Origin of the sequence: Micromonospora sp. WMMD980 (genome assembly GCF_029626035.1) — a bacterium.
In the GTDB taxonomy this organism is placed as follows: Bacteria; Actinomycetota; Actinomycetes; order Mycobacteriales; family Micromonosporaceae; genus Micromonospora.
Map to the genome: position 1 here is coordinate 280,490 of NZ_JARUBE010000003.1, position 19,847 is coordinate 300,336.

26 protein-coding genes are annotated in these 19,847 nt (G+C 72.6%); 10 read left to right on the forward strand and 16 right to left on the reverse strand.

The genetic code is table 11. The features are described 5' to 3' along the window. Nucleotides 1–71: 71 nt before the first annotated feature. Nucleotides 72–332, reverse strand: a complete 261-nt coding sequence (locus tag O7618_RS32155) for a hypothetical protein (RefSeq protein WP_347405406.1) — start codon at nucleotides 330–332, stop codon at nucleotides 72–74. Then, a complete protein-coding gene (locus tag O7618_RS01830; RefSeq protein WP_278104198.1) occupies nucleotides 329–727 on the reverse strand; it encodes a helix-turn-helix transcriptional regulator in 399 nt (132 codons plus the stop codon). Before O7618_RS01830 ends, O7618_RS32155 begins: the two co-directional genes overlap by 4 nt. Before the next feature lie 596 nt (nucleotides 728–1,323). On the opposite strand from O7618_RS01830, the gene O7618_RS01835 reads away from it, so the two are divergent. Both O7618_RS01835 and O7618_RS01840 read left to right on the forward strand, forming a co-directional pair. Continuing rightward, nucleotides 1,324–2,391 carry a helix-turn-helix transcriptional regulator gene (locus O7618_RS01835; protein ID WP_278104199.1) on the forward strand — a complete coding sequence of 356 codons (1,068 nt, stop codon included), beginning with the start codon at nucleotides 1,324–1,326 and terminating at the stop codon, nucleotides 2,389–2,391. A 550-nt stretch (nucleotides 2,392–2,941) separates the two neighbouring features. Further along, nucleotides 2,942–3,067 carry a hypothetical protein gene (locus O7618_RS01840; RefSeq protein WP_278104200.1) on the forward strand — a complete coding sequence of 42 codons (126 nt, stop codon included), beginning with the start codon at nucleotides 2,942–2,944 and terminating at the stop codon, nucleotides 3,065–3,067. 252 nt (nucleotides 3,068–3,319) lie between these two features. Here O7618_RS01840 and O7618_RS01845 read toward each other — a convergent pair whose 3' ends face one another. After that, on the reverse strand, nucleotides 3,320–4,036 hold the full coding sequence (locus tag O7618_RS01845; protein ID WP_278104201.1) for an LPXTG cell wall anchor domain-containing protein: 717 nt from the start codon (nucleotides 4,034–4,036) through the stop codon (nucleotides 3,320–3,322). A 41-nt stretch (nucleotides 4,037–4,077) separates the two neighbouring features. After that, the gene (locus O7618_RS01850; protein WP_278104202.1) at nucleotides 4,078–4,668 is read right to left on the reverse strand and encodes a hypothetical protein; all 591 of its coding nucleotides are present in this window, start codon (nucleotides 4,666–4,668) and stop codon (nucleotides 4,078–4,080) included. Nucleotides 4,669–4,736: 68 nt separating this feature from the next. Between O7618_RS01850 and O7618_RS01855 the strand changes: the two genes are divergently transcribed. Further along, the gene (locus O7618_RS01855; protein ID WP_278104203.1) at nucleotides 4,737–5,318 is read left to right on the forward strand and encodes a DinB family protein; all 582 of its coding nucleotides are present in this window, start codon (nucleotides 4,737–4,739) and stop codon (nucleotides 5,316–5,318) included. Nucleotides 5,319–5,750: 432 nt separating this feature from the next. Then, a complete protein-coding gene (locus O7618_RS01860) occupies nucleotides 5,751–5,984 on the forward strand; it encodes a hypothetical protein (RefSeq protein WP_278104204.1) in 234 nt (77 codons plus the stop codon). A 131-nt stretch (nucleotides 5,985–6,115) separates the two neighbouring features. Here O7618_RS01860 and O7618_RS01865 read toward each other — a convergent pair whose 3' ends face one another. Both O7618_RS01865 and O7618_RS01870 read right to left on the reverse strand, forming a co-directional pair. Further along, nucleotides 6,116–6,517: a nuclear transport factor 2 family protein gene (locus tag O7618_RS01865; protein ID WP_278104205.1), complete on the reverse strand. Its 402-nt coding sequence runs from the start codon at nucleotides 6,515–6,517 to the stop codon at nucleotides 6,116–6,118. A gap of 97 nt (nucleotides 6,518–6,614) precedes the next feature. Beyond that, entirely contained in the window at nucleotides 6,615–7,238 is a 624-nt protein-coding gene (locus O7618_RS01870; protein WP_278104206.1) for an NAD(P)H-binding protein, read from the reverse strand. A gap of 102 nt (nucleotides 7,239–7,340) precedes the next feature. On the opposite strand from O7618_RS01870, the gene O7618_RS01875 reads away from it, so the two are divergent. Further along, a complete protein-coding gene (locus tag O7618_RS01875) occupies nucleotides 7,341–7,763 on the forward strand; it encodes a helix-turn-helix domain-containing protein (RefSeq protein ID WP_278104207.1) in 423 nt (140 codons plus the stop codon). Here O7618_RS01875 and O7618_RS01880 read toward each other — a convergent pair. Genes O7618_RS01880 through O7618_RS01890 form a run of 3 tightly spaced genes read right to left on the reverse strand, consistent with a single transcriptional unit; the run spans nucleotide 7,708 to nucleotide 8,870 of the window. Beyond that, nucleotides 7,708–7,968, reverse strand: a complete 261-nt coding sequence (locus O7618_RS01880; protein WP_278104208.1) for a Rid family hydrolase — start codon at nucleotides 7,966–7,968, stop codon at nucleotides 7,708–7,710. The two genes, O7618_RS01875 and O7618_RS01880, sit on opposite strands and share 56 nt — an antisense overlap. A 3-nt stretch (nucleotides 7,969–7,971) precedes the next feature. Further along, nucleotides 7,972–8,406, reverse strand: a complete 435-nt coding sequence (locus O7618_RS01885; RefSeq protein WP_278104209.1) for a hypothetical protein — start codon at nucleotides 8,404–8,406, stop codon at nucleotides 7,972–7,974. Further along, the gene (locus O7618_RS01890; RefSeq protein WP_278104210.1) at nucleotides 8,403–8,870 is read right to left on the reverse strand and encodes an SRPBCC family protein; all 468 of its coding nucleotides are present in this window, start codon (nucleotides 8,868–8,870) and stop codon (nucleotides 8,403–8,405) included. Before O7618_RS01890 ends, O7618_RS01885 begins: the two co-directional genes overlap by 4 nt. Nucleotides 8,871–8,909: 39 nt before the next feature. Here O7618_RS01890 and O7618_RS01895 point away from each other — a divergent pair, with 39 nt between their 5' ends. Continuing rightward, a complete protein-coding gene (locus O7618_RS01895) occupies nucleotides 8,910–9,494 on the forward strand; it encodes a GNAT family N-acetyltransferase (protein ID WP_278104211.1) in 585 nt (194 codons plus the stop codon). A 73-nt stretch (nucleotides 9,495–9,567) separates the two neighbouring features. After that, nucleotides 9,568–9,756 (forward strand): hypothetical protein, encoded by a 189-nt coding sequence (locus O7618_RS01900; RefSeq protein WP_278104212.1) that lies wholly within the window; start codon nucleotides 9,568–9,570, stop codon nucleotides 9,754–9,756. A gap of 139 nt (nucleotides 9,757–9,895) precedes the next feature. Here the strand turns inward: O7618_RS01900 and O7618_RS01905 are convergent, their stop codons facing one another. Next, a complete protein-coding gene (locus O7618_RS01905; RefSeq protein WP_278104213.1) occupies nucleotides 9,896–10,270 on the reverse strand; it encodes a type II toxin-antitoxin system VapC family toxin in 375 nt (124 codons plus the stop codon). After that, nucleotides 10,267–10,518: a type II toxin-antitoxin system prevent-host-death family antitoxin gene (locus O7618_RS01910; protein WP_278104214.1), complete on the reverse strand. Its 252-nt coding sequence runs from the start codon at nucleotides 10,516–10,518 to the stop codon at nucleotides 10,267–10,269. Before O7618_RS01910 ends, O7618_RS01905 begins: the two co-directional genes overlap by 4 nt. Nucleotides 10,519–10,704: 186 nt before the next feature. Between O7618_RS01910 and O7618_RS01915 the strand changes: the two genes are divergently transcribed. Both O7618_RS01915 and O7618_RS01920 read left to right on the forward strand, forming a co-directional pair. Next, on the forward strand, nucleotides 10,705–10,995 hold the full coding sequence (locus tag O7618_RS01915) for a hypothetical protein (RefSeq protein ID WP_278104215.1): 291 nt from the start codon (nucleotides 10,705–10,707) through the stop codon (nucleotides 10,993–10,995). A gap of 59 nt (nucleotides 10,996–11,054) precedes the next feature. Further along, on the forward strand, nucleotides 11,055–14,288 hold the full coding sequence (locus O7618_RS01920; RefSeq protein ID WP_278104216.1) for a BTAD domain-containing putative transcriptional regulator: 3,234 nt from the start codon (nucleotides 11,055–11,057) through the stop codon (nucleotides 14,286–14,288). Here the strand turns inward: O7618_RS01920 and O7618_RS01925 are convergent. Both O7618_RS01925 and O7618_RS01930 read right to left on the reverse strand, forming a co-directional pair. Next, nucleotides 14,214–15,038: an ABC transporter permease gene (locus O7618_RS01925; protein ID WP_278104217.1), complete on the reverse strand. Its 825-nt coding sequence runs from the start codon at nucleotides 15,036–15,038 to the stop codon at nucleotides 14,214–14,216. The two genes, O7618_RS01920 and O7618_RS01925, sit on opposite strands and share 75 nt — an antisense overlap. Further along, nucleotides 15,035–15,991: an ATP-binding cassette domain-containing protein gene (locus O7618_RS01930; protein WP_278104218.1), complete on the reverse strand. Its 957-nt coding sequence runs from the start codon at nucleotides 15,989–15,991 to the stop codon at nucleotides 15,035–15,037. Before O7618_RS01930 ends, O7618_RS01925 begins: the two co-directional genes overlap by 4 nt. A 111-nt stretch (nucleotides 15,992–16,102) precedes the next feature. Here O7618_RS01930 and O7618_RS01935 point away from each other — a divergent pair, with 111 nt between their 5' ends. Then, a complete protein-coding gene (locus O7618_RS01935) occupies nucleotides 16,103–16,660 on the forward strand; it encodes a Uma2 family endonuclease (protein WP_278104219.1) in 558 nt (185 codons plus the stop codon). 51 nt (nucleotides 16,661–16,711) lie between these two features. Here the strand turns inward: O7618_RS01935 and O7618_RS01940 are convergent, their stop codons facing one another. The 3 genes from O7618_RS01940 to O7618_RS01950 all read right to left on the reverse strand — a co-directional run bounded on the left by O7618_RS01940 (nucleotide 16,712) and on the right by O7618_RS01950 (nucleotide 19,826). Beyond that, nucleotides 16,712–17,599: a glycine betaine ABC transporter substrate-binding protein gene (locus tag O7618_RS01940; protein ID WP_278104220.1), complete on the reverse strand. Its 888-nt coding sequence runs from the start codon at nucleotides 17,597–17,599 to the stop codon at nucleotides 16,712–16,714. 77 nt (nucleotides 17,600–17,676) lie between these two features. Next, entirely contained in the window at nucleotides 17,677–18,570 is an 894-nt protein-coding gene (locus tag O7618_RS01945) for an ABC transporter permease subunit (protein WP_278104221.1), read from the reverse strand. Continuing rightward, nucleotides 18,567–19,826, reverse strand: coding sequence for a glycine betaine/L-proline ABC transporter ATP-binding protein (locus tag O7618_RS01950; RefSeq protein ID WP_278104222.1), 1,260 nt, complete (start codon nucleotides 19,824–19,826; stop codon nucleotides 18,567–18,569). Before O7618_RS01950 ends, O7618_RS01945 begins: the two co-directional genes overlap by 4 nt. Nucleotides 19,827–19,847 lie beyond the last annotated feature (21 nt).

Genomic DNA, 19,847 nt, shown 5'->3' on the forward strand with positions numbered 1-19,847 from the left:
TGCAAGGCGGAATTGCCGCACGGGCGAAATCGGACCCGGCGGTGAAATCGCGTTCAGCCTGTTTGGTTGGCCTAGCTTCGCTCCCTCTCTTGTAACTTCGGCCACCCCAAAAAGCGATCGAACAGCTCGTTCGCACTCGGCACGTCGGCGCGCAGCTTGGCGAGGTCGTCCGCCGCATCACCCAGCGTCCCGGCCAGGTACACGAACAGGCTCACCCTGTTCCGTTCGTACTCACTCAAGAGCGCAAGCTTCGCGTCCCCACACGGCCATGGATGGCCGCAGGCACGACACAGCCAGATCGGCCGAAGCGGCGTATGCGGCCGGCGCGTCACGACGACCACCCCGACTCCGCCAACAGCCGATGCAGCTCCCGACAGACACATCCAGGAGACGGCTGGGCGAGCAAGTAACGAATCTGCGCTTCCTTCTTCTGCTCCCTCAGCCGACGCGCCAGAGCGTCCGTGCGGCCCCACGCGGCCAGCAACGCACCCTCGCACCCCAACGCCACGTCACAGGCCATCCAGAACTCACGCGGCGCGATCTGGCGCCCTACCTCGACGTTGGCGATGCTGCTGCGCGACCGCCGCACCAGGAGCGCCAACCGCTCCTGTGTCACCCCCGCCGACCGCCGCGACTCCGCCAGAGCACGCCCCAACACCCGGCGTGAGTCCGCCACCACCTCTGGCGTGACCGCCTCCAGGCGCTGAGGAGCGGCGAGCGCGGCCACCACAGAAAGGGTCACCGCCGCCCGCCGCCCTCATGAGACAGGCGACCCGGCGGCCGAGCCGGCGCGTACTCCGCAGCGGTACGCGCCGGCACCGAGCCGGCCGTCTGCCCGTTCCTGGCTCTCCACACCAGCAGCGTTTCGCCAGCGCGACTGAGCCGAGCACAACTGCCGTCTGACTGGCACCGAGAGCACACGTTGCGGTGATGGAAGTCAACGACGAAGCCCGCCATCATCACGGCGAACGGGGGTTCGGGCAGCGGCGTTTCCACGTTCACCGCCGATCTCCACATGACCGGCGGCTGGCCTGATCAGCCCGCCACATGCCACCCCGCGTCAACAAGGGCCGATCATCTAGCAGCAAAGTGGGACCGTTCCAGCCGGGCGCTGAACGGACGCGGCCGACATGTAGGCCGCTACATTGCGCACGCGCCGAGCGCTCTGATACATCTCCGGGGTTCTGCTTGCGCCGAAACCACTTCCATCGAGGCACGTTCCTCTACCTCCCGTCGCGTCGGCCGTCTGGTCTCAGCCTGCAATCAACGGACTACGCTCGGAAGGAGGTCGATGCTTTCAGAGGCTTTCAACAGGGGGACCCCGTGGACGACCTTGGCGCGCAGTTGCGGCAGGCTCGTACCGAGGCCAGCGTGACGCTGGCCTCGGTGGCGGCCCGCTCGTGCTACTCGGCTTCGCACCTGAGCAACGTGGAGGCAGGACGGAGGGCCGCGACCCCTGACATCGTGCTCGCCTATGCGCGGGCGCTCGGGGAGGGTGACGTGAACCGCCGACAAGTACTCGGACTGGCAGCCGGCGTCGTGGGTCCGGTCGTGGCTGGAGAACTCATCCGTGCTGGCTTCACCGCCGCACTTGATGGCCGAGGGGCCGAGGAAGACTGGCGCGAGCGGGTTGACCAGTACGGCCGGGACTACATGGCTGTAGGAGCGGCCGTTCTCCAAGTCAGACTTGCGAACGACCTCGTGATCCTTCAACAGCACCTCGACACGCCGCACATGTGGTCGCACGCCGCGCGAGCCCTGGTCACCTATGGGAAAACCACACCGAACCCGGCTGAAGCGATCCGTTGGTACGACCTAGCGGCAACGGCGGCGGACCGGTCCGACGACCTTGGAGTCCGCGTATGGGTTCGAGGCAGGGCAGCTATCGCACTCGCCTACGAAGGTGCGGCGCTTCCAACGGCCCGGCGGTACGCCGACCAGGCCCTAGCCCTGTCCGACCGGCCCTCGCTCGGCCGCGTCCAAGCCCTCATGGCCGGCGCGCACGTCGCGGCGGGGCGCGGCGACCAGGCCGACGCGATTGCGCTTGACACCGAAGCGCGGCGCGTCTTCGATCACGTCGCGTCGCCGGACGGCGAGATCTCCGACACCGCCGTTCCGCCATGGCGTATGGCGACCTTCCGTAGCATGCTGTACGCCCGCTTGGGAATGCCGGAACCTGGAAGCGAGGCTCGAGAGGAGGCCGACCGGACACGGCCGGCAGGGCTCCCGCGCTTCGCGACGCACATCGAGCTACATCGGGGGCTGACGATGGCAAAGGCCGGCGACAAGGCTGGCGGCGTCATGTACGCCCGGCGGGCTTGGGACGCGCTTCCGGCCGAGCGGCGGTCACAGAGCCTCGCGTTGATGCTGCGCGAGGTCGAGCGAGCCTGACGGCGAGGCGGAGCTCACGGCGGCTGAGAGCACTCAGCCGGCCGGCGTGGGGGCCTGCCGTGAGCGCGGTGTGAGCCCGGACGCCTCCGGACTGATCGTCACGGGGCTAGTTGGGGAACCACGGTGAGGGGTGCCCACCAGGACAGATAGGCACCCCTCAACACGTCTTCGGACTGGCGATCACGCGGGAAATCTAACTCATAATCCCTCGGTCGCGGGTTCGAACCCCGCCCGCCCCACCACGCCGCTCCCCGCACGTGTTCCTTGGACATAAGGGCTGGTTGATACGCTGCGCGCCCATGAAGAAGCATTGGGCAGCAGTTGCACTGGCCCTGTCCCTCGGGGCGCTTCTCACCGCCTGCGGCGATCCGTCCCAGGACGAGCAGGACGAGTACCTGCACACGATGGCTCAGCGTGGGGCCGAGTTGGGGGCCGCGCTGAAGAGCCGGTCGCCGTTCTCTGCGTCCATCTCACCCATCCCCGTGACGAGGACGGATACCTGGCATACCTCAGGCAGTACGGCAACCGGCAGAGCGACGCGCCGCTGGAGGTGCTGCCACCGACCGCAGACCTGATCGCCGAGGGGGACGCGGCCTGCGACTGGCTCCGTGAGCAGCCGTACGCCCTCTGGCGACAAGGCCCGCGGTACGGCGAGTTGGCGGTCTACCGGCGCTAACTCGATCAGGTCGGCGACCGTTCGCCGAGGTGGGGCGACGCGCTGCCGGACCTGGACCCGGTGGCGGGAGGCTCCTGGAACTATCTCTGCGCGGCAGACCGGGAGCTACGGGCACCCCGCCGCAATCCCTTCGCCCCCCAGCCGGACTGACCGGCAAGCGCTCGCGCCGGCGGGCAGGACGATCCGCGTCCCGCACCGCGCAGGACGCGCCCGGCCCGACGGGGTGTCGGGACGGGCGCGTCGGGCGGGGGGTCAGGCCACGAAGCGGGCCCGGCGCCGGCGGCCGATCACGAAGCCCACGCCGCCGAGGAGCAGGAGCGCACCGCCGATGCCGGCCACGGTCGCGGTGTCGGAACCGGTCACCGGCAACCCGCCACCCTCGCCGCCGGGAGCGCCCGGGCTGACGGAAGGAGCGGAGGTCGGTACGGCGGTCGTTGTGGCGCTCGGCGTGGCGGTGGGCTGCGACGTCGGGGTCGCGGTGGGCTGCGACTTGCAGTCCAGCTCCCGCGCCTCGTACACGCCGTTGTTCAGGTAGGCCAGGAGGACGTCGATGGACCCGTCGTCGAGCGCCTTCTTCGCCGCGTCCTGCACGTTGGGGCCGGCGTTCGTCAAGGTCCGGTACGCCTCGACCCGCAGCGCCGCCAACCAGGCGCCGCTCAAGTCCGCCTTGAGGAACGCGCGCAGTTCGTCAGCCGTGCCGTCGAGCCGCTCCTGAATGGCGTCCGGCAGGGCGGTCAACTGCTCACGGTTCGCCTCGGCCAGGATCTGGTTGGCCAGCAGACGCACCTGGGTGGTGGTGGCGGTGTCCAGGTCGATGGTGACGAGTTCGCGGATGTCCTTGTAGACCTTGCGCTCGACCGTCTGGCAGGCCGGGTCCAACCCGGGCGTCTGGGCCTGAGCCGCCGCCGGCGCGGCCGGAATCAGAAAGGCGAGCGCCACCAGGACACCGGCCGCCAACTTTGATCGCATGTGGAAGGTCTTCCCCGTTGCAGGCAAAAAACAGGGAGATCCTAGCGGCAGCGGCCGGACCGCACTGCACCGCGAGATCGACCCTTGTGCGGCGTCCACCTAGGAAGCGCCGGCCTCGCCGGAACTGCGCAGCGCACCGACGGCCACCAGCCCCGTCCCGGCGAGCGCGACTGCCACCTCGACGGCCTCCGACACCCGAGGCAGGTCGTCCGTTCCCGCGCGCACCGCCACCGGCCGCGGGACGGCAGCGCCGCGACCCCGACCGCGAGACAGAGGACGCCGAGCGCCACGCCCAGCGCGGCGAGCCTCTCCCGGTCGATCTGTTCCCGCCAGTGCGCCGCCAGGGCCGCCCTCGCCAACCCCTGGCCGGTGGTCGGCCAGCCGGCATCGTCGGCCTGCTCCTGGTACCAGATCAGCCGGGTCGCCGTCGCCACGGCCCGTAGCCCGACGCCCGCGGCGACGGCCCACCTGACCCGGCGCACACCCGGGCTCGCCAGCACGTGGCCGACCAGTGCGAGCAGCATGACCAGACCGATCCGCAGCGACGCGGTCCGCATGGCGAGCAGCGCCGCCGCGACCGAGAGCAGGCCGGCCGCGACGGACGCGACGAGCAGACCGTACGGGAGACGCATCGTCGAGGATCGTGGCACATGCGCAACCGGGGCTCCGCGCCGACGGTCGATGCTGCATGCTGTCCGCCATGGCGATCTACGACCCGAAGGCGGATCTGCGCGACTACCTGAGCGGGGCGCGCGAGGCGATGGTGTGGAAGCTCGACGGGCTGAGCGAGTACGACGCCCGGCGCCCGTTGACGGCCACCGGCACGAACCTGCTGGGCCTGGTCAAACACCTGGCCCGAGGCGAGTTCGGATACTTCGGTGAGACCTTCGGGCGTCCGAGCGACGCCGTTCCTCGGTGGCCGGAGGGCGAGGAGGCGTGGGAGGCCTGGGCGCTGCCGACGGAGTCGCGCGAGTCCATCGTCGACTTGTACCGGCAGGCCTGGGCACACGCGGACGCGACGATCGAGGCGTTGCCGCTGGACGCGGTCGGTCGGGTGCCGTGGTGGGGCGACGGCGGCGAGGTGACGCTGCATCAGGTCCTGGTTCACGTGACCGCCGAGACGCAGCGCCACGCCGGTCACGCCGACATCGTCCGGGAGCTGATCGACGGCACGGTCGGGCTGCTGCGTACGACGACGAACGTGCCGGCGGCGGACGCGGCGCACTGGGCCGCGCATCGCGACATGGTGGAGCGGCACGCGCGGGAGGCCGCCGGGCGGTGAGGCGTCCCGCGGACCTCGCTCACCGTCTCTCGCACGTGCGGTGGCTCGCCGGGGGCACCGGGTCGGGCAAGAGCACCCTGGCCCGGGCCCTGGCCGAGCAGCACGACGTGCTGGTCTACGACGGCGACCGCGCGGAGCGCGGCTACGTCGGCCGGTGCACCGCGGCGGAACAGCCGTACCTCTGGGCGTTGCTGCACGCCCCGGAGGCGCGGCGGTGGAACGGCCGCAGCGCGCAGGAGATCTACGAGTCGATGCCGAGCCTGCACGGCGAGACGTTCGGGTTCGTGGTGGACGACCTGCTGGCGCTGCCCGCCGATCGTCCGGTCCTGGTCGACGACTTCCGTACCCTGCCCCGGGGAGGTCGCCCCGCTGCTGACGTGGCCGGAGCAGGCGGCGTTCCTCCTGCCGACGCCGGCGTTCCGGGACCGGGCGTTGCGTGCCCGGTTCGGCGACCCGGCCCGGGCCCGGGCGAACTGGGGAGACGGCGACCACGACGAGGCGTTGGTCCTGCGGCTGGCGCGCGACGAACTGTGGGACGCCGAGATCCGCCGCCAGGCCGTCGCGTCGGGCCTGCCGGCGGTGACCGTCGACGGCTCGCGTGACGTGCGCGACCTCGCCGACGACCTCGCGGTCCGGTTCCGGTTGGCCGCCCGGCCACCTCGGTGATGATCAGCAATCCGAAGCGAGTGACCCTCGCCGCGGTCGCGGCCGTCGTGCTGCTCCTGATCAGCGCCTACGCCGTCGCGTCGGCGGTAGGCGCGGGGCCGCTCCGGCTCCGGCGGGGCCGGGCCTGCCGTTCAGCGGATCAGGCCGGCCGGGGGCGGGGTGCGGCCCGTGCTGACGTGGGAGTAGTCGCGAGCCTCGGTCACCAGCCCCGCGCGGTCGAAGCGCAGCAGCGTGCAGCCGGAGATGGTGAGGGCCTGGCCGTTCGGGTAGGTCACGGCCCAGTACTCCACGGCCGCCGTGTCACCGTCGACCCGCGCCTCGTCGAACCAGACCTCGGCGGGGCGGGTCTCCTCGTCGAAGCACTCCCGCAGATAGTCGCGCAGGCCGGCACGTCCACGGTAGGGCCGGAACATCGACGCCCAGTGCACGCCGTCCTCGGCCAGCAGGCCGACGAGGCCGTCGGTGTCCTTCGCGGGCCATCCCTGGGCCCAGACGCTCGCCCACCGGTCGGCCGCGTCGCGTGTGTCCACCATCCGTCTCCTCTCCTCGATGCTCGACGCACTTCTACCAACCGCCTCCGACAGCCGAGCTGACGGCGCCGGACCCGAGGACCGACCGGCGAGCCGGCCGTCACACCTCTCGGATGCTCGCGGTGCGCTGATGATGGCGCGGATCCTCGACCTCGTCGAGCAGCGCGATCGCGAAGTCCGGGTAGCTGATCCGGCTGGCCGGATCGCCGTGCGCGGCTGACCGGTAGCGGCCGGTGCGCGCCCTACCACGGTCGAAGTCACCGGCCGGTGCCACGTACGCCCAGTCGAGTGCGCAGGCCCGCAGCTCGGCCAGGCCGGCGGCGTGACCCAGGTGGAAGTCGCGGTACGCGTCCGGACATCCGGGCTCGTCCATCAGGGCGGCGCCGGACGGCCCGGGCAGGACCGACGCCAGGCCGACCACCACCAGCCGGCGTACGCCCGCCCGGGCCAGCCCGGTGGCCAGCGCGCGGGCCGCGGCGGTGAAGAAGTCGTGCGGCGGCGCGCTCAGGTCCACCGCCGCGCTGACGGCTGCGTCGTGCCCGCCGGCCGCCCGGGCGACGCTCTCCGCGTCGGTGACGTCGCCCGCCACCACCCGCGCGTCGAGCGGGTCGGGGTGGCGCGCCGGGTCGCGTACCACGGCGGTGACCTGGTGGCCGCGTCGCCGCGCCTCGCCGACGGCCGCTCGCCCGGCGCGACCGCCCGCGCCGAAGACCACGATGTTCATGTCGGAACGCCTCTCGCCAGGGCCGGAACTGTTACGCCCGGCCGGTTCGGCGACCGTATCGGCGGCGGCGGTTACCGCCGGGATACCCGTATCGTGGATGGGATGAGGCAGCCGTTGCCCGCCGACATGTTCGACGAGCTGTGCCCGTCGTCGCTCAACCCGATCCGGTTCGGCGACAAGTGGGCGGCGCTCGTCATCCGGTGCCTCGAAGGCGGCCCGCGCCGGTTCTCCGAGCTGCGGGTGCCGCTGCGCCGGGTCACCCCCAAGGTGCTCACCCAGTCGCTGCGCGCCCTCGAACGGGACGGCCTGGTGACCCGCGCCGTCCACCCGGGACGGACGTCGCACGTCGAGTACGAGCTGACGCCGCTGGGCCGCAGCATGCTCGAACCAATCGCGGTGGCGTGCGCCTGGACCGAGCGGCACTGGGGCGAGTTGCTCGACGCCCGTGAGTCCTACGACAAGGCCGGGCCTACGACGCCTCGGGCAACGCCGCGGTCACGTCAAGTTCGACCAGCTGCCCGGTGAAATCGAGCTGGGCCACCCCGAGCAGGGTGCTGGCGGTCGTGAACGCGGCCGCGAGGGGCGAGGCCAGGAACCGCTGCCACACCTGGGCCAGCACGGCCTGGTCGGCGCTGACGACGTAGACGACGGTACGCACGACGTGCTCCGGGCCGGCGTCGACCGATCGGAGAGCGGCCAGCGTGTTCGCGGCGATAGGAAATAGCGGCACGCGCTACATCCAGGGCGGTGTGTGCCGCCTCAGGTAGGCGCGGGCGCGGGGGAGCGGATCCGCCCAGTACTGGTGCGGCATCCGGCTGTGGTGCGCCGCACAGAACTCGGCCAGGTCGTCGGCGAGCGCGACGGCTTCCACCGGCCGGCTCTCGAAGTCGCGGTTGGCCGCCAGCAGGTCCGGCTCCGGGTGCCAGCCGGAATGGTCGAACGCCCACCCGGCCCAGGTCGCGTAGACGTGCCAGACCTGCGGGTCGTCGGCGAAGCGCAGCCCGGCGAGCCCGACCGGCCGGTCCGGGTAGGCGTCCCGGCACGTCCAGGCCAGGATGTGGCACGCACCCGCGGCGAAGAACGCCTGATCGTCGCGGTCCCACGCGACGCGCTGGTCGGACCGATCGAGAGGAGTGCGACGGAAGACCCCCGCCGCCACCGCCGTCATGCGCCGCGCTCGACGTACGCGGCGAGGTTGGCCAGCGAGGACGCGATGCCCTCCTCGTGGACGGCCTGGTCGATGCCGGGCGGCACGCCGGTCGCGGTGACCGTCACCTCGGTGCCGGCGCCGGCCGCGGCGAGGTGCCAGGTCATCGTCATGGTGCCGGCGTACGCCGGGTCGTCGGCCTGGAACACCGCGGTCTGCACCACCCGCGCCGGCCGTACCAGGTCGGCGAACCCGACGTCGACGACGTCCGTCGTGTCTGACGTCTTGCCGGGGCTGTCGGTGGGGTCGAGATAGGTGAGGACCATCCGGAACCCGCCGCCGGGCCGGGGATCCCACTGCTCGATCCGCCCGCGCATGCCCTGGGGCGGCAGCCACGCCTCGAGCGCGTCCCGGCGCAGGAGCGCGTCGTAGACCGCCGCCGGTGTCGAGGCGATGGTCCTGCTCGCCCGGTCGATTCTGCTCACCGCCCGATCCTAGGGTCCGATCGGGTGGAGGATGGGTGGGTGCGGTTTCCACTCTCGACACCCCCGACGATTCCCGCCGGCACCCTCGCTGCCGGCCCGCAGCCGACGCTCGCCGCCGGCGACCTTGTCCTACGGCCCTGGCAGGACGGCGACGCGTCGACGTTCCTGGCGGCCTACCAGGATCCGGAGGTCCGACGCTGGCACACCCGCCGGCCCGCCTCGGAGGAGCAGGTCCGCGAGTGGTTCGCGTTCTACCGCCGGGCGTGGCGGCAGGAGACGGCGGCGAGCTGGGCGATGACGTACGGCGGCGGCGCCATGCTGGGACGCATGGTCCTGGGCGGCATGGACCTCGGTGACGGGGTGGCGGTGTGCGCGTACTGGGTGGTCCCGGCCGCTCGCGGCGCGGGCCTGGCCTCCCGGTCGTTGCGGGCGGTGAGCGACTGGGCGCTGGGTGCGGCCGGCTTCCACCGCCTCGAACTCGACCACTCGACCCGCAACCACCCCTCCTGCCGGGTCGCGGTCAAGGCCGGCTTCCGTCCGGAGGGCACCAGACGCCGCGCCGCCGTGCACGCGGACGGGCCGCACGACATGCACCTGCACGCCCGGGTCCGCGGCGACGACTGACATCCGGCCCGCGCCGGCCGTGCGCGACGCGGCCCGGGCTGCGGAACGCGGCCACCCGTGACACCGTGGCGGCATGGACCGGCAGCGGGCGGCGTGGTCCCGCCGCACCAGGAAGCAGCGCGTCGTGGTGTTCGCCGGCATGGGGTTGGCGCTGGTCGGGCTCGTGTTGGCGGTGACGGTCGACGTGGCCCTCGGCGCCGCCGTCGTCTCGGTGGCGTCGCTGGTCGTCATCTTCACGTCCGTGTTCGCCCCGCCGCACTGAACCGCCGGCGCGGCGCCGGCCGCGACACTTCGGAACACGCCTCGAGACACCCACGGCGTCCGGTTGACGGGCGCGGCGGGGCATGGGTGGAACGTCGTGGGTGTCAGCGAGGGAGCGGGAGCGGGGGATGCCGGTGCGGTCAAACCTTGAGGATGTCGACGTCGTACTGCGCGATCGAGCCGTCGCGTGAAGCCAAGGTCATGTGCTCGGTGACCGCTTGGGCCACCAACATGCGGTCGAACGGGTCACGGTGATGGGGTGGCAGCCGGCCGGCGCAGATCGCGTGGGCGTGGGTCACGGGTAGCTCGTGGAAGCCCATGTTCCGGATCCGTTCGGCGAGATCAGCCGGCCCGTCGAGCTTGCCCAAGCCTTGTTTGGTGGTGATCTCCCACAGGCTGACCGGGGACAGGAAGATGTCGGGGTCGTGGCGCAACCGGTCGAGGAATTCGGAGTCGAGCGTCGAGTCCCCGGCAATGGCCCAGAGCGCGACGTGGGTGTCCAGCAGGAGGCTCATGCACCGACGCCGAAGTCAGCCGCGATCTCGGCGTTGGTCTCTGGTGAGTCCCAGTCGCCGGAGAGGTCGAGCTGCCCCGCGAGTGACCCGATGGCGGTGCGGTTGGTCCGTCGGACCAGGGGCACGACCTTCGCGACCGGCGTCCCCGCCCGGTCGATGATGATCTCCTCGCCGCGTTCCACCCGCTCGATGATCCGCGAGAGGTGGGTCTTGGCGTCGTGCATGTTGTAGTGCACCTCGGCAGACATGAGCACCCCTTCGGTTAGCTAGGAGCTTAGTCCAGTTCGGCGGCGGCTGCCACGGGCACGCCGTATTCGGCCCTCGTACATCCCGCCGTGCGTTCGGCCGGTGGTGGTCGCGGGGCCGTGCCGAGGAGCGGCCGTGTGTGATGATCGGTGCCGGGAAGAACGCGGGAGGTCGGGTGCCCGCCCAGAGTGGCCACCCGGCCGGACCCCGAGATCGACATCTACGACGCAGGCGGCTTGGTCCACAGCTTTCCCATCTGGGCGGGCCTGGCCAGGTGGAGTTCGGCCGGCGTGCCGAGCCGGCAGGACTGCATCGCCCTGCTGAACGGATACGCGACGATCGACTCCACCTATCGCAAGGGCAGCCGATACTGCGTGCACACGCGGGGGGAGGTCCACGTCGCGTTCGTCGAGTTCGTCTCGCCGATCGAGGGCGGCTGGAAGATCCGGGTGACCGTCTGGCCGGGCACCGCCGACTGACCTGCCCGCCACCGCCCCAGCCGCATGGCCTGCTGGTGCGCGGATGAGAGAGTGGCAGCGTGCGGGTGGGGATCCTCGGGCCGCTGGAGGTCCGCGACGGCGAGCGGCCCGTCGACGTCGCCGGGGCGCGGCTGCGGGCGCTGCTGATCCGCCTCGCCCTCGACCCGGGCCAGCCGGTGAGCGTGTCGGCGCTGGCCGAGGCGCTCTGGGCGGACGCGCCGCCCGCCGACACCGTGAACGCCGTGCAGACGCTGGTGTCCCGGCTCCGCCGGGCGGTGCCCGGCCTGGGCGTCCGCAGCGGCCCGGCCGGTTACCGGCTCGACCTGGACCCGGACGACGTGGACGCCGAGCGGTTCACGCGGCTAACCCGGGACGGCCGGGAGGCGCTGCGGGACGGGGACGCGCCCCGGGCGCTGGCGACGCTGCGGGAAGCGCTGGCGCTGTGGCGTGGCCCGGCGCTGGCGGAGGTCGGCGACGCGCCCTACGCGGCGGCGGCGGTGGCGCGGCTGGCGGAGCTGCGGCTCACCGCGCAGGAGGACCGGATCGAGGCGGAGCTGCGGACCGGCCGCCCCGAGCTGCTGGTCGCCGAGCTGGACGAGTTGACCGCGGCGCACCCGCTGCGGGAGCGCCTGGCCGCGCTGCGCCTGCGGACGCTCGCCGCCGCCGGGCGACCCGCCGAGGCGCTGGCCGGGTACGAGCGGGTTCGGGCACGGCTCGCCGACGAACTGGGCGTGGACCCCTCGCCCGAGCTGCGGGCGGCACACCTGGCCCTGCTGCGGGGCGACGCGGCCCCGCCGCCGGTGGCCGCCGCGCCGCGCGGGAACCTACGCGCCGCGCTCACCACGTTCGTCGGGCGGGACGAGGACCTGAGCCGGCTCACCGGCCTGCTCGACGGCAACCGGCTGGTCACGCTGATCGGGCCGGGCGGGGCCGGCAAGACCCGGCTGGCGAGCGCCGCGGCGGGACGGCTGGCCGGCGGCGTACCCGGCGGGGCCTGGCTGGTCGAGCTGGCGCCGATCACCGATCCGGCCGACGTGCCGCGCGCCGTGCTCGACACGCTCGGCCGGCGGGACCGGCCGCGGGAACCGGCCCGGCCGACGGTGCGGGACACGCTCGGGCGGCTGGTCGACGCGATCGCCGCCGACGAGACGCTGATCGTGCTGGACAACTGCGAGCACGTGGTGGAGGCCGCTGCCCGACTCGCGGAGGAGCTGCTCGGCCGGTGCCCGGGGCTGATCGTGCTGGCCACGTCCCGCGAGCCGCTGGGCATCGTCGGCGAGGCGCTGGAACCCGTACCGCCGTTGCGGCTGCCACCGGCGGACGCGACGCCGGCCGACGCGTCGGCGTACCCGTCGGTGCAGTTGCTGCGCGACCGGGCCGGGGCCGTGCGGGCCGGGTTCGCGGTGACCGACGACAACGTCGCCGACGTGGTGGAGATCTGCCGCCGGCTGGACGGTCTGCCGCTCGCCATCGAGCTGGCCGCGGCGCGGCTGCGGACGCTCTCGCCGCGGCAGGTCGCGGCCGGTCTGGACGACCGGTTCCGGCTGCTGACCGGCGGCAGCCGGACCGCGCTGCCCCGGCACCGGACGCTGCGGGCGGTGGTGGACTGGAGCTGGGGGCTGCTCACCGGCAACGAGCGCCGGCTGGCCGAGCGGCTCGCCGTGTTCCCCGCCTCGGTCACCGCCGAGTCGGCCGCCGGCGTCGCCGGGCCGGCCGCCGCCGCGCTGCTCGACGCGCTGGTCGACAAGTCGCTGCTTCAGGTGGTCGGCGACGGGCGGTTCCGGATGCTGGAGACCATCCGGGAGTACGGGCTGGAGCGGCTCGCCGCCACCGGGGTCGCCGCCGAGGCGCGCGCCGCGTACGCCGCGTACTTCCGGGACCTGGTGGCGACCGCGGAGCCGCACCTGCGCACCGCCGGCCAGTTGCCCTGGCTGCGGCTGCTGACGGCGGAGCGGGAGAACATCGTCGGTGCGCTGCACTTCGCCTGCGACGCCGGTGACGCGGACACCGCGCTGCGGATCGGCGCGGACCTGGCGCTGCCGCTGATCATCTGGGGCGACGACGGCGGGATCGGCGGTGACGTGCTGGCCCGCGCGCTGGCGTTGCCCGGGTCGGCGCCGGCGGCGGAGCGGGCCGTGGTGCTCGCCATCCGGGTGATCACGGAGATGTTCCACAGCGCCCGCGAACCGACGCCCGAGCGGGTCGCGGAGCTGACCGACGCGGTGCGGGCGGCGGAGGGTGCACGCCACCCGATCGTGGCGTTGCTCGAACCGGCTCTGTCGATCTTCACCGACGACACGGCGGCCGGCATCGAGGCCGTGGACCGGGCGCGCGGGCACCCCAACCCGTGGACCGACGGGACGTTGCTGGCGATGCGCGGCCAGATCAAGGAGAACGACGGCGACGCCGAGGGCATGCTGCGCGACCTGACCGGCGCGGTCGAGGAGCTGCGCGCCGTCGGCGAGCGGTGGAGCCTGTCGATGGTCCTCAGCCAGTACGCCGACGCGCTGACCAAGCGCGGTGACTTCGCGGCGGCGACGGCGGCGCTTGAGGAGTCGGCGCGGCTGGTCCGCGAACTCGATCCGACCGCCGAGCCGAGTTTCCAACTGATCTGGCTGGCCGGCATCCAGGCCCGTGCCGGCGACATCGCCGGGGCCAAGGCGGAGCTGCGTCGGTTCGTCGCCGCCCGGGCGGCCGACCGGGACGGCCGGGACGCCGCGTTCGGGTTGATGATGCTCGGGGGCATCGCCCGGATCGAGGGCTCGCTCGACGAGGCGGCGGAGTGCTTCGCCGAGGCGATGCGCCGCCAGGAGCAGGCGCCGCTGGTCGCGCCGCAGTTCCGGGGGCTGCTTCAGGCCGCGATGGGGCACCTCGCGCTCGCCCGGGGCGACGTGCCGGAGGCACGGGTGTGCCTGACCGAGGCCACCGACCGGGCCCTGGTCGCCCGGGACATGCCGGTGGTCGCGATCATCGCGGTCGGCTGGGTCGCGGTCGCCGAGGCGGAGGGCCGCTACGAGCGGGCCGCCGAGATGCTCGGCACCTCCGACTCGCTGCGCGGCTGGCCGGACCGGTCCGACGCGGACGCGCAGCGGCTCGCCGAGCGGCTGCGCGAGAAGTTGGGCGACGACGGTTACGCCGCCGCGTACGCCCGGGGGCACGGGCTGAGCCGGGCCGACGCCCTCGCGTCCGTGGGCGGCGACCCGGCTCGATGCGACCGGTCAGGCGCGACGCCGGTAGGCCCGGACGGCGAGCGGCGCGAAGACCGCGATGATCGCCACGGTCCAGAGGAGTGAGCGGGTCACCGGCCCGGCGACCGGGCCGCCGATGACCAGTCCCCGGGCCGCCTCCATCACGTCGGCCACCGGGTTCACCCCGACCCACCACTGCAACCAGCCGGGCAGCGTGTCGGTCGGCACCATCATGTTGGTGCCGAAGGTCAGCGGGAACAGCAGCAGGAACGCGGTGCCCTGGACGGCGCCCGGGCTGCGCATGAGCACGCCGAGCAGGACGCCGATCCAGCTCACCGCGAACGCGAACGCGATGGTCAGCAGGCAGGCCGCCAGCGTGGACAGCGGATCGGTGCCGATCCGGAAGCCGATGGCGTAGCCGAACGCGAACAGCACCACGATGGAGACCACGAACCGGACCAGGTCGCCGACCACGGAGCCGACAAGCGGTGCGGAGCGGGCGATCGGCAGGCTGCGGAAGCGGTCGAAGACGCCCTTCTCCACGTCGGTGTTCAGGCTGACCCCGGTCGCGATGGACGCGAACAGCACGGTCTGCACCATGATCGCCGGGAGCAGGAACTCCAGGTAGGCGTGCTGCGAGCCGGAGATCGCGCCGCCCAGCAGGTAGACGAAGATGACCACGAAGACGATCGGCTGAAGCGTCACGTCCAGCAGTTGCTCCGGGGTGCGCAGCGTCTTGATCAGGCTCCGGCCGGCGAGCGACAGGCTGTGCCGGGCCAGCCCGAACGGGCGGCTGCCGGCCCGGGGCGCGCCGGTCCGGGGCGGCGTCGCCGCCGCGCGGATGGTCGTGGTCATGCCGCCACCTCCGTGGGCTCCTCGGCGCCGTGGCCGGTCAACGTGAAGAACACCTCGTCCAGGCTGGGCAGCCGCAGCGCCAACTCGACCACCCCGATGCCCGCCTCGTCGAGCCGGCGGACCACCGCGGTGAACGTCGCGTCGTTCTCCACCGGCACGGTCAGCAGGCCGGGTCGGGGCAGCTCGGGTTCGACGCCGGTGCCGGCGCGCAGGATGTCGGCGACCTCGCCGATCCGCTCCGGCTCGGTCGGCCGGACCACGATGGTCTGGCTGCCGGCGATCCGCTTCAGCTCGCCCGGCGTGCCGTGGGCGATCACCCGGCCGTGGTCGATCACCGAGATCTCGTCGGCGAGCGCGTCCGCCTCGTCCAGGTACTGCGTGGTGAGCAGCACCGTCGAGCCGTCGTCGACGAGCGAGCGGACCACCCCCCACATCTCCTCGCGCTTCGCCGGGTCCAGGCCGGTCGTCGGCTCGTCCAGGTAGATCACGTCCGGCCGGCCGACCAGGCTGGCGGCCAGGTCCAGCCGGCGGCGCATGCCACCGGAGTACGTCTTGGCCGGGCGTCCGGCCGCCTCGGTCAGGTCGAACCAGGCGAGCAGCTCCGCCGCCCGGGCCCGCGCGTCGCGCCGGCTCAGGTCGAGCAGCCGGCCGATCAGCACCAGGTTCTGGGTGCCGGTCAGGTCCTCGTCGACCGAGGCGTACTGCCCGGTCAGCCCGATCAGCCGGCGCACCTGGCCGGCGTCGCGGACCACGTCGTGGCCACCGACGGTGGCGCGCCCGGAGTCCGGGCGCAGCAGGGTGGCGAGGATCCGCACCGCGGTGGTCTTGCCGGCGCCGTTCGGCCCCAGCACCCCCAGCACGGTCCCCCGTCGTGCGGCGAGGTCGATCCCGGCCAGCGCGGTCGTCGTACCGAACCGCTTGACCAGGCCCTCCGCCTCGAATGCGTAACTCATGGCACCGACCTTGGCGGGGGCCGCTGGCAGCGGGCGCACACCGCGCTGACACCGGCGCACACACCGCGCCGACCTGCCGGGTGCCGCGCTCCGCTCGCCTAGGATGGCGGCATGAGCGCTGAGGCCGTCGGCATGCACATGCCCGCCGTCGTGACGCTCGACGACGTGGCGACGATGAACGCCGCCGACGCGAACGGTCACCGCTACGAGACCAGCCCCGAGGGGGTCCTGTCGGTCATGCCGCCGCCCGACTCGGAGCACGCGATCATCGCGAGCCGCCTCTTCGCCTGGCTGATCATGGCCGGCTGGCCCGCCGAACAGGTGCTCCAAGCGGTCGGCGTACGCGTTCCCGGGCGCAACGGCGACGGCGGCCGGATCCCCGACCTGAGCGTATGGCGCAAGCCGCCCGGGCGTGGGGTCTGGTCGGCCGTGGCCGACCTCGTGCTGGCGGTCGAGATCGTCTCGCCCGGTTCGGAGGCGATGGACTCGGTGACCAAGGTCCGGGAGTACGCCTCGGCCGGCATCCCGCGCTACTGGGTGGTGGATCGCGACGGCGCGCAGACCGTGACGCTCCACGAGCTGACCGGCGACGGCCGGTACGCCGAACACGCCCGGATGCCGCTGGCCTGGCTGTTGCAGACCGCGCCCGGCGACCACCTCGACCGTTGACGACGAGGGGCCCCGCCGAACCGGCAGGGCCCCTCGTCAGCACCGGATCGCTCAGGCGAGCGTCTTGAGGTAGTCGGGGTTGGCCTTCAGCCACTCCTCGACGGCCTTCTCCTCGTCGCCCTTGTGCGTGGTGAACATCAGCTCCTCCAGCGAGGCGAGCTGGTCACCGTCCATCTTGAACTTCCTCAGCATGTCGGCGACCTCCGGGAAGTCCTTGCCGAAGCCCTGGCGGCCGAACGTGTTGATCTGCTCGGCCTGGCCCAGCGTGCCCTTCGGGTCGGCCAGGTCCTTCAGCTCGTACTTGGCGTAGGCCCAGTGCGGGTGCCAGAGCGTGACCACGATCGGCTTCTTGTTCGCGATGGCGCCGTCGAGCGCGGCCAGCATGGCCGGGGTGGAGGACGTCTTGAGCTTCATCGACCCCTCCAGCCCGTACTTCGGCAGCACCTGCTCCTGGGTGGCCTTGGTGAGGCCGGCACCCGGCTCGATGCCGACCATCTCGCCGCCGAACGTGCCGGCCTTGGCGGCCAGGTCCTCCAGCGAGTCGATGCCCTCGACGTACTTCGGCACCGCGATGCTGAGGCTGGCGTCGTCGTGCCAGACGCCCAGCTTCTCCAGCTTGTCGCCGTACTTCTCCAGGTAGGAGGCGTGGGTCAGCGGCAGCCAGCCGTCCAGGAACAGGTCGATGTCGCCGTTGGCGAGACCGCCGTAGACCAGGCCGGCCTCCAGGTTCTTCAGCTCGACCTGGTAGCCCTTGTCCGCAAGGATGTGCTGCCACAGGTGCGAGGCGGCGATCGCCTCGTCCCAGGCCATGTAGCCGATGGTGATCTTCTTGTCGCCGCCGGACGCGCCGTCCGAGGAGTCGCCGCAGGCGGTCGCGCCGCCGAGGGCCAGGGCGGCGGTAACCGCCAGCGCGAGGACGCGCTTCACTGTCGTGAACACAGAGTTTCCTTTCCTTGCGAGGTTGCCGGCGCTTGCGCGTACGCGGAAGCAGGGGTGCCGGCCGGACGGGCGACGGGTCAGGCAGCCTCCCGCGCGAGGCGTTGCGCCCGCGCGGAGGGGAACCGGTCGCCCAGTGAGTCGGTGAGCCGGTCGAGCACGACGGCGAGGACCACGACGGCGATCCCGCCCTCGAACCCGCTGCCCACCTCGACCTGGGAGAGCGCGAAGATGATCACGTCGCCGAGGCCGCCGGCGCCGACCATGCCGGCGATGACCACCATGGACAGCGACAGCATGATCACCTGGTTGACGCCGGTCATGATGGTCGGCAGCGCCAGCGGCACCTTGGTGCGCAGCAGCACCATCCACGGTGGCGCGCCGAAGGACTCGGCGGCCTGGACGATCTCCTTGTCGACCTGGCGCAGGCCCAGCTCGGTCAGGCGGACGCCGGGCGGCATGCTGAACACCACGGTCGCCAGCACGCCCGGCACCGTGCCGATGCCGAAGAAGAAGAGCGCCGGGATCAGGTAGACGAACGCCGGCATCGTCTGCATGAAGTCCAGCACCGGCCGGGCCAGCGCGGAGGCCCGCCTGTTCTCGGCCACGAAGACGCCCACCGGGACCGCCAGCAGCAGGGCGAGCACGCTGGCCACGAGCACCTGCGCGAGCGTGCTCATGGTCTCCTCCCAGTAGGGCATGCCGGCCACCAGCAGGAGGCCGACCGCCGCGCCGAGGGCGAACTTCCAGCCACGCAGCCACCAGCCGAGCCCGGCCAGCACCGCTACGACGGCCACCGCCGGCACGCCGTTGAGCAGTTGTTCGAGCGGGCCGACCAGGGCCTCGACCCCGGCCGTGATCGCGTCGAAGACCGGCCCGAGGGTACGGGTGGCCCAGTCCACGGCGGACTCGACCCACTCGCCGAGCGGCACTCGGGGCAGCGCGGCGTCGAGCGGGAACTCGCGCAGGCTCATGCCGGTGTCTCCTCTGCGGTGACCAGTTCGATGTCGGTGGGCTCCGCCGGGTCCGGCTCGGCCGGCTCGTCGGGTGCGGCGCTGGCCAGCGCGCTGAGCAGCGTGATCCGGGGGATCACCCCGGCCAGCCGTCCCCGGTCGTCCAGCACGGCGACCGGGTGTCGGCTCTCCGCGCAGTCGGCGAAGAGGTCGGCGACCGAGGTGTCCTCGGTGACGGTGCGGACCTGGTCGGTCGAGACGTGGCCGTCGAGGCTGGTCCGGTTCTCGCGCAGCGCACGCAGCACCTCGTCCTCGGTGACCGTGCCGAGGAACCGCTTGCCCGGGCCGGTCACGTAGACCACCGAGGTCTGCGTCTCCCGCAGCGCCTTCGCCGCGACCCGCGGCCCGGCGCTCACGTCGAGCACCTGGTGCGGCTTCTCCATCACCGAGGCGGCGGTGAGGATGCGGGTGCGGTCCACGTCGGCCACGAACTGTGCCACGTACCCGTTGGCCGGGTCGGTGAGAATCTCCTCGGCGGTGCCGATCTGGACGATCCGACCGTCCCGCATCACCGCGATCCGGTCGCCGAGGCGCATCGCCTCGTTGAGGTCGTGGGTGATGAAGATGATCGTCTTGCCCAGCTCGGCCTGGAGTTCCAGGAGCTGGTCCTGGATCTCCCGCCGGATGAGCGGGTCGAGCGCCGAGAACGCCTCGTCCATGAGCAGGATGTCGGTGCCGGCGGCCAGCGCGCGCGCCAGGCCGACCCGTTGCCGCATGCCGCCGGAGAGGTCGTGCGGGAGGTTGTCCGCCCACTCGGTGAGGCCGACCATGCGCAGGGCTTCCATCGCCCGCTCGCGTCGCTCCGCCTTGGGCAGGCCGGCGACCTCCAGCGCGTACCCGGCGTTCTCCGCCACCGTGCGGTGCGGCATGAGCGCGAAGTGCTGGAAGACCATGCTGATCTTGTCCCGGCGGAGCTTGCGCAGTGCGGCGGGCCGGAGCGAGGTCAGCTCCACCCCGTCCACCCGGACGCTGCCGGAGGTGGGACGGAGCAGGCCGTTGAGCATCCGGATGAGGGTCGACTTCCCGGAGCCGGAAAGGCCCATCACGACGAAGATCTCGCCGGGGCGTACCTCGAAGGTCGCGTCGATGACGGCGGCGGTGGCCGGGAGCCCGGCCAGCGCCTCGGCGCGCGGCGCGCCGTCCGCCAGGCGTCTTACCGCTTCGTAAGCTCGATTCCCGAATATTTTGTAGAGCGACTGCACTGCGAGCGCGGACACGATCCCCTCTCCGACGCCCGT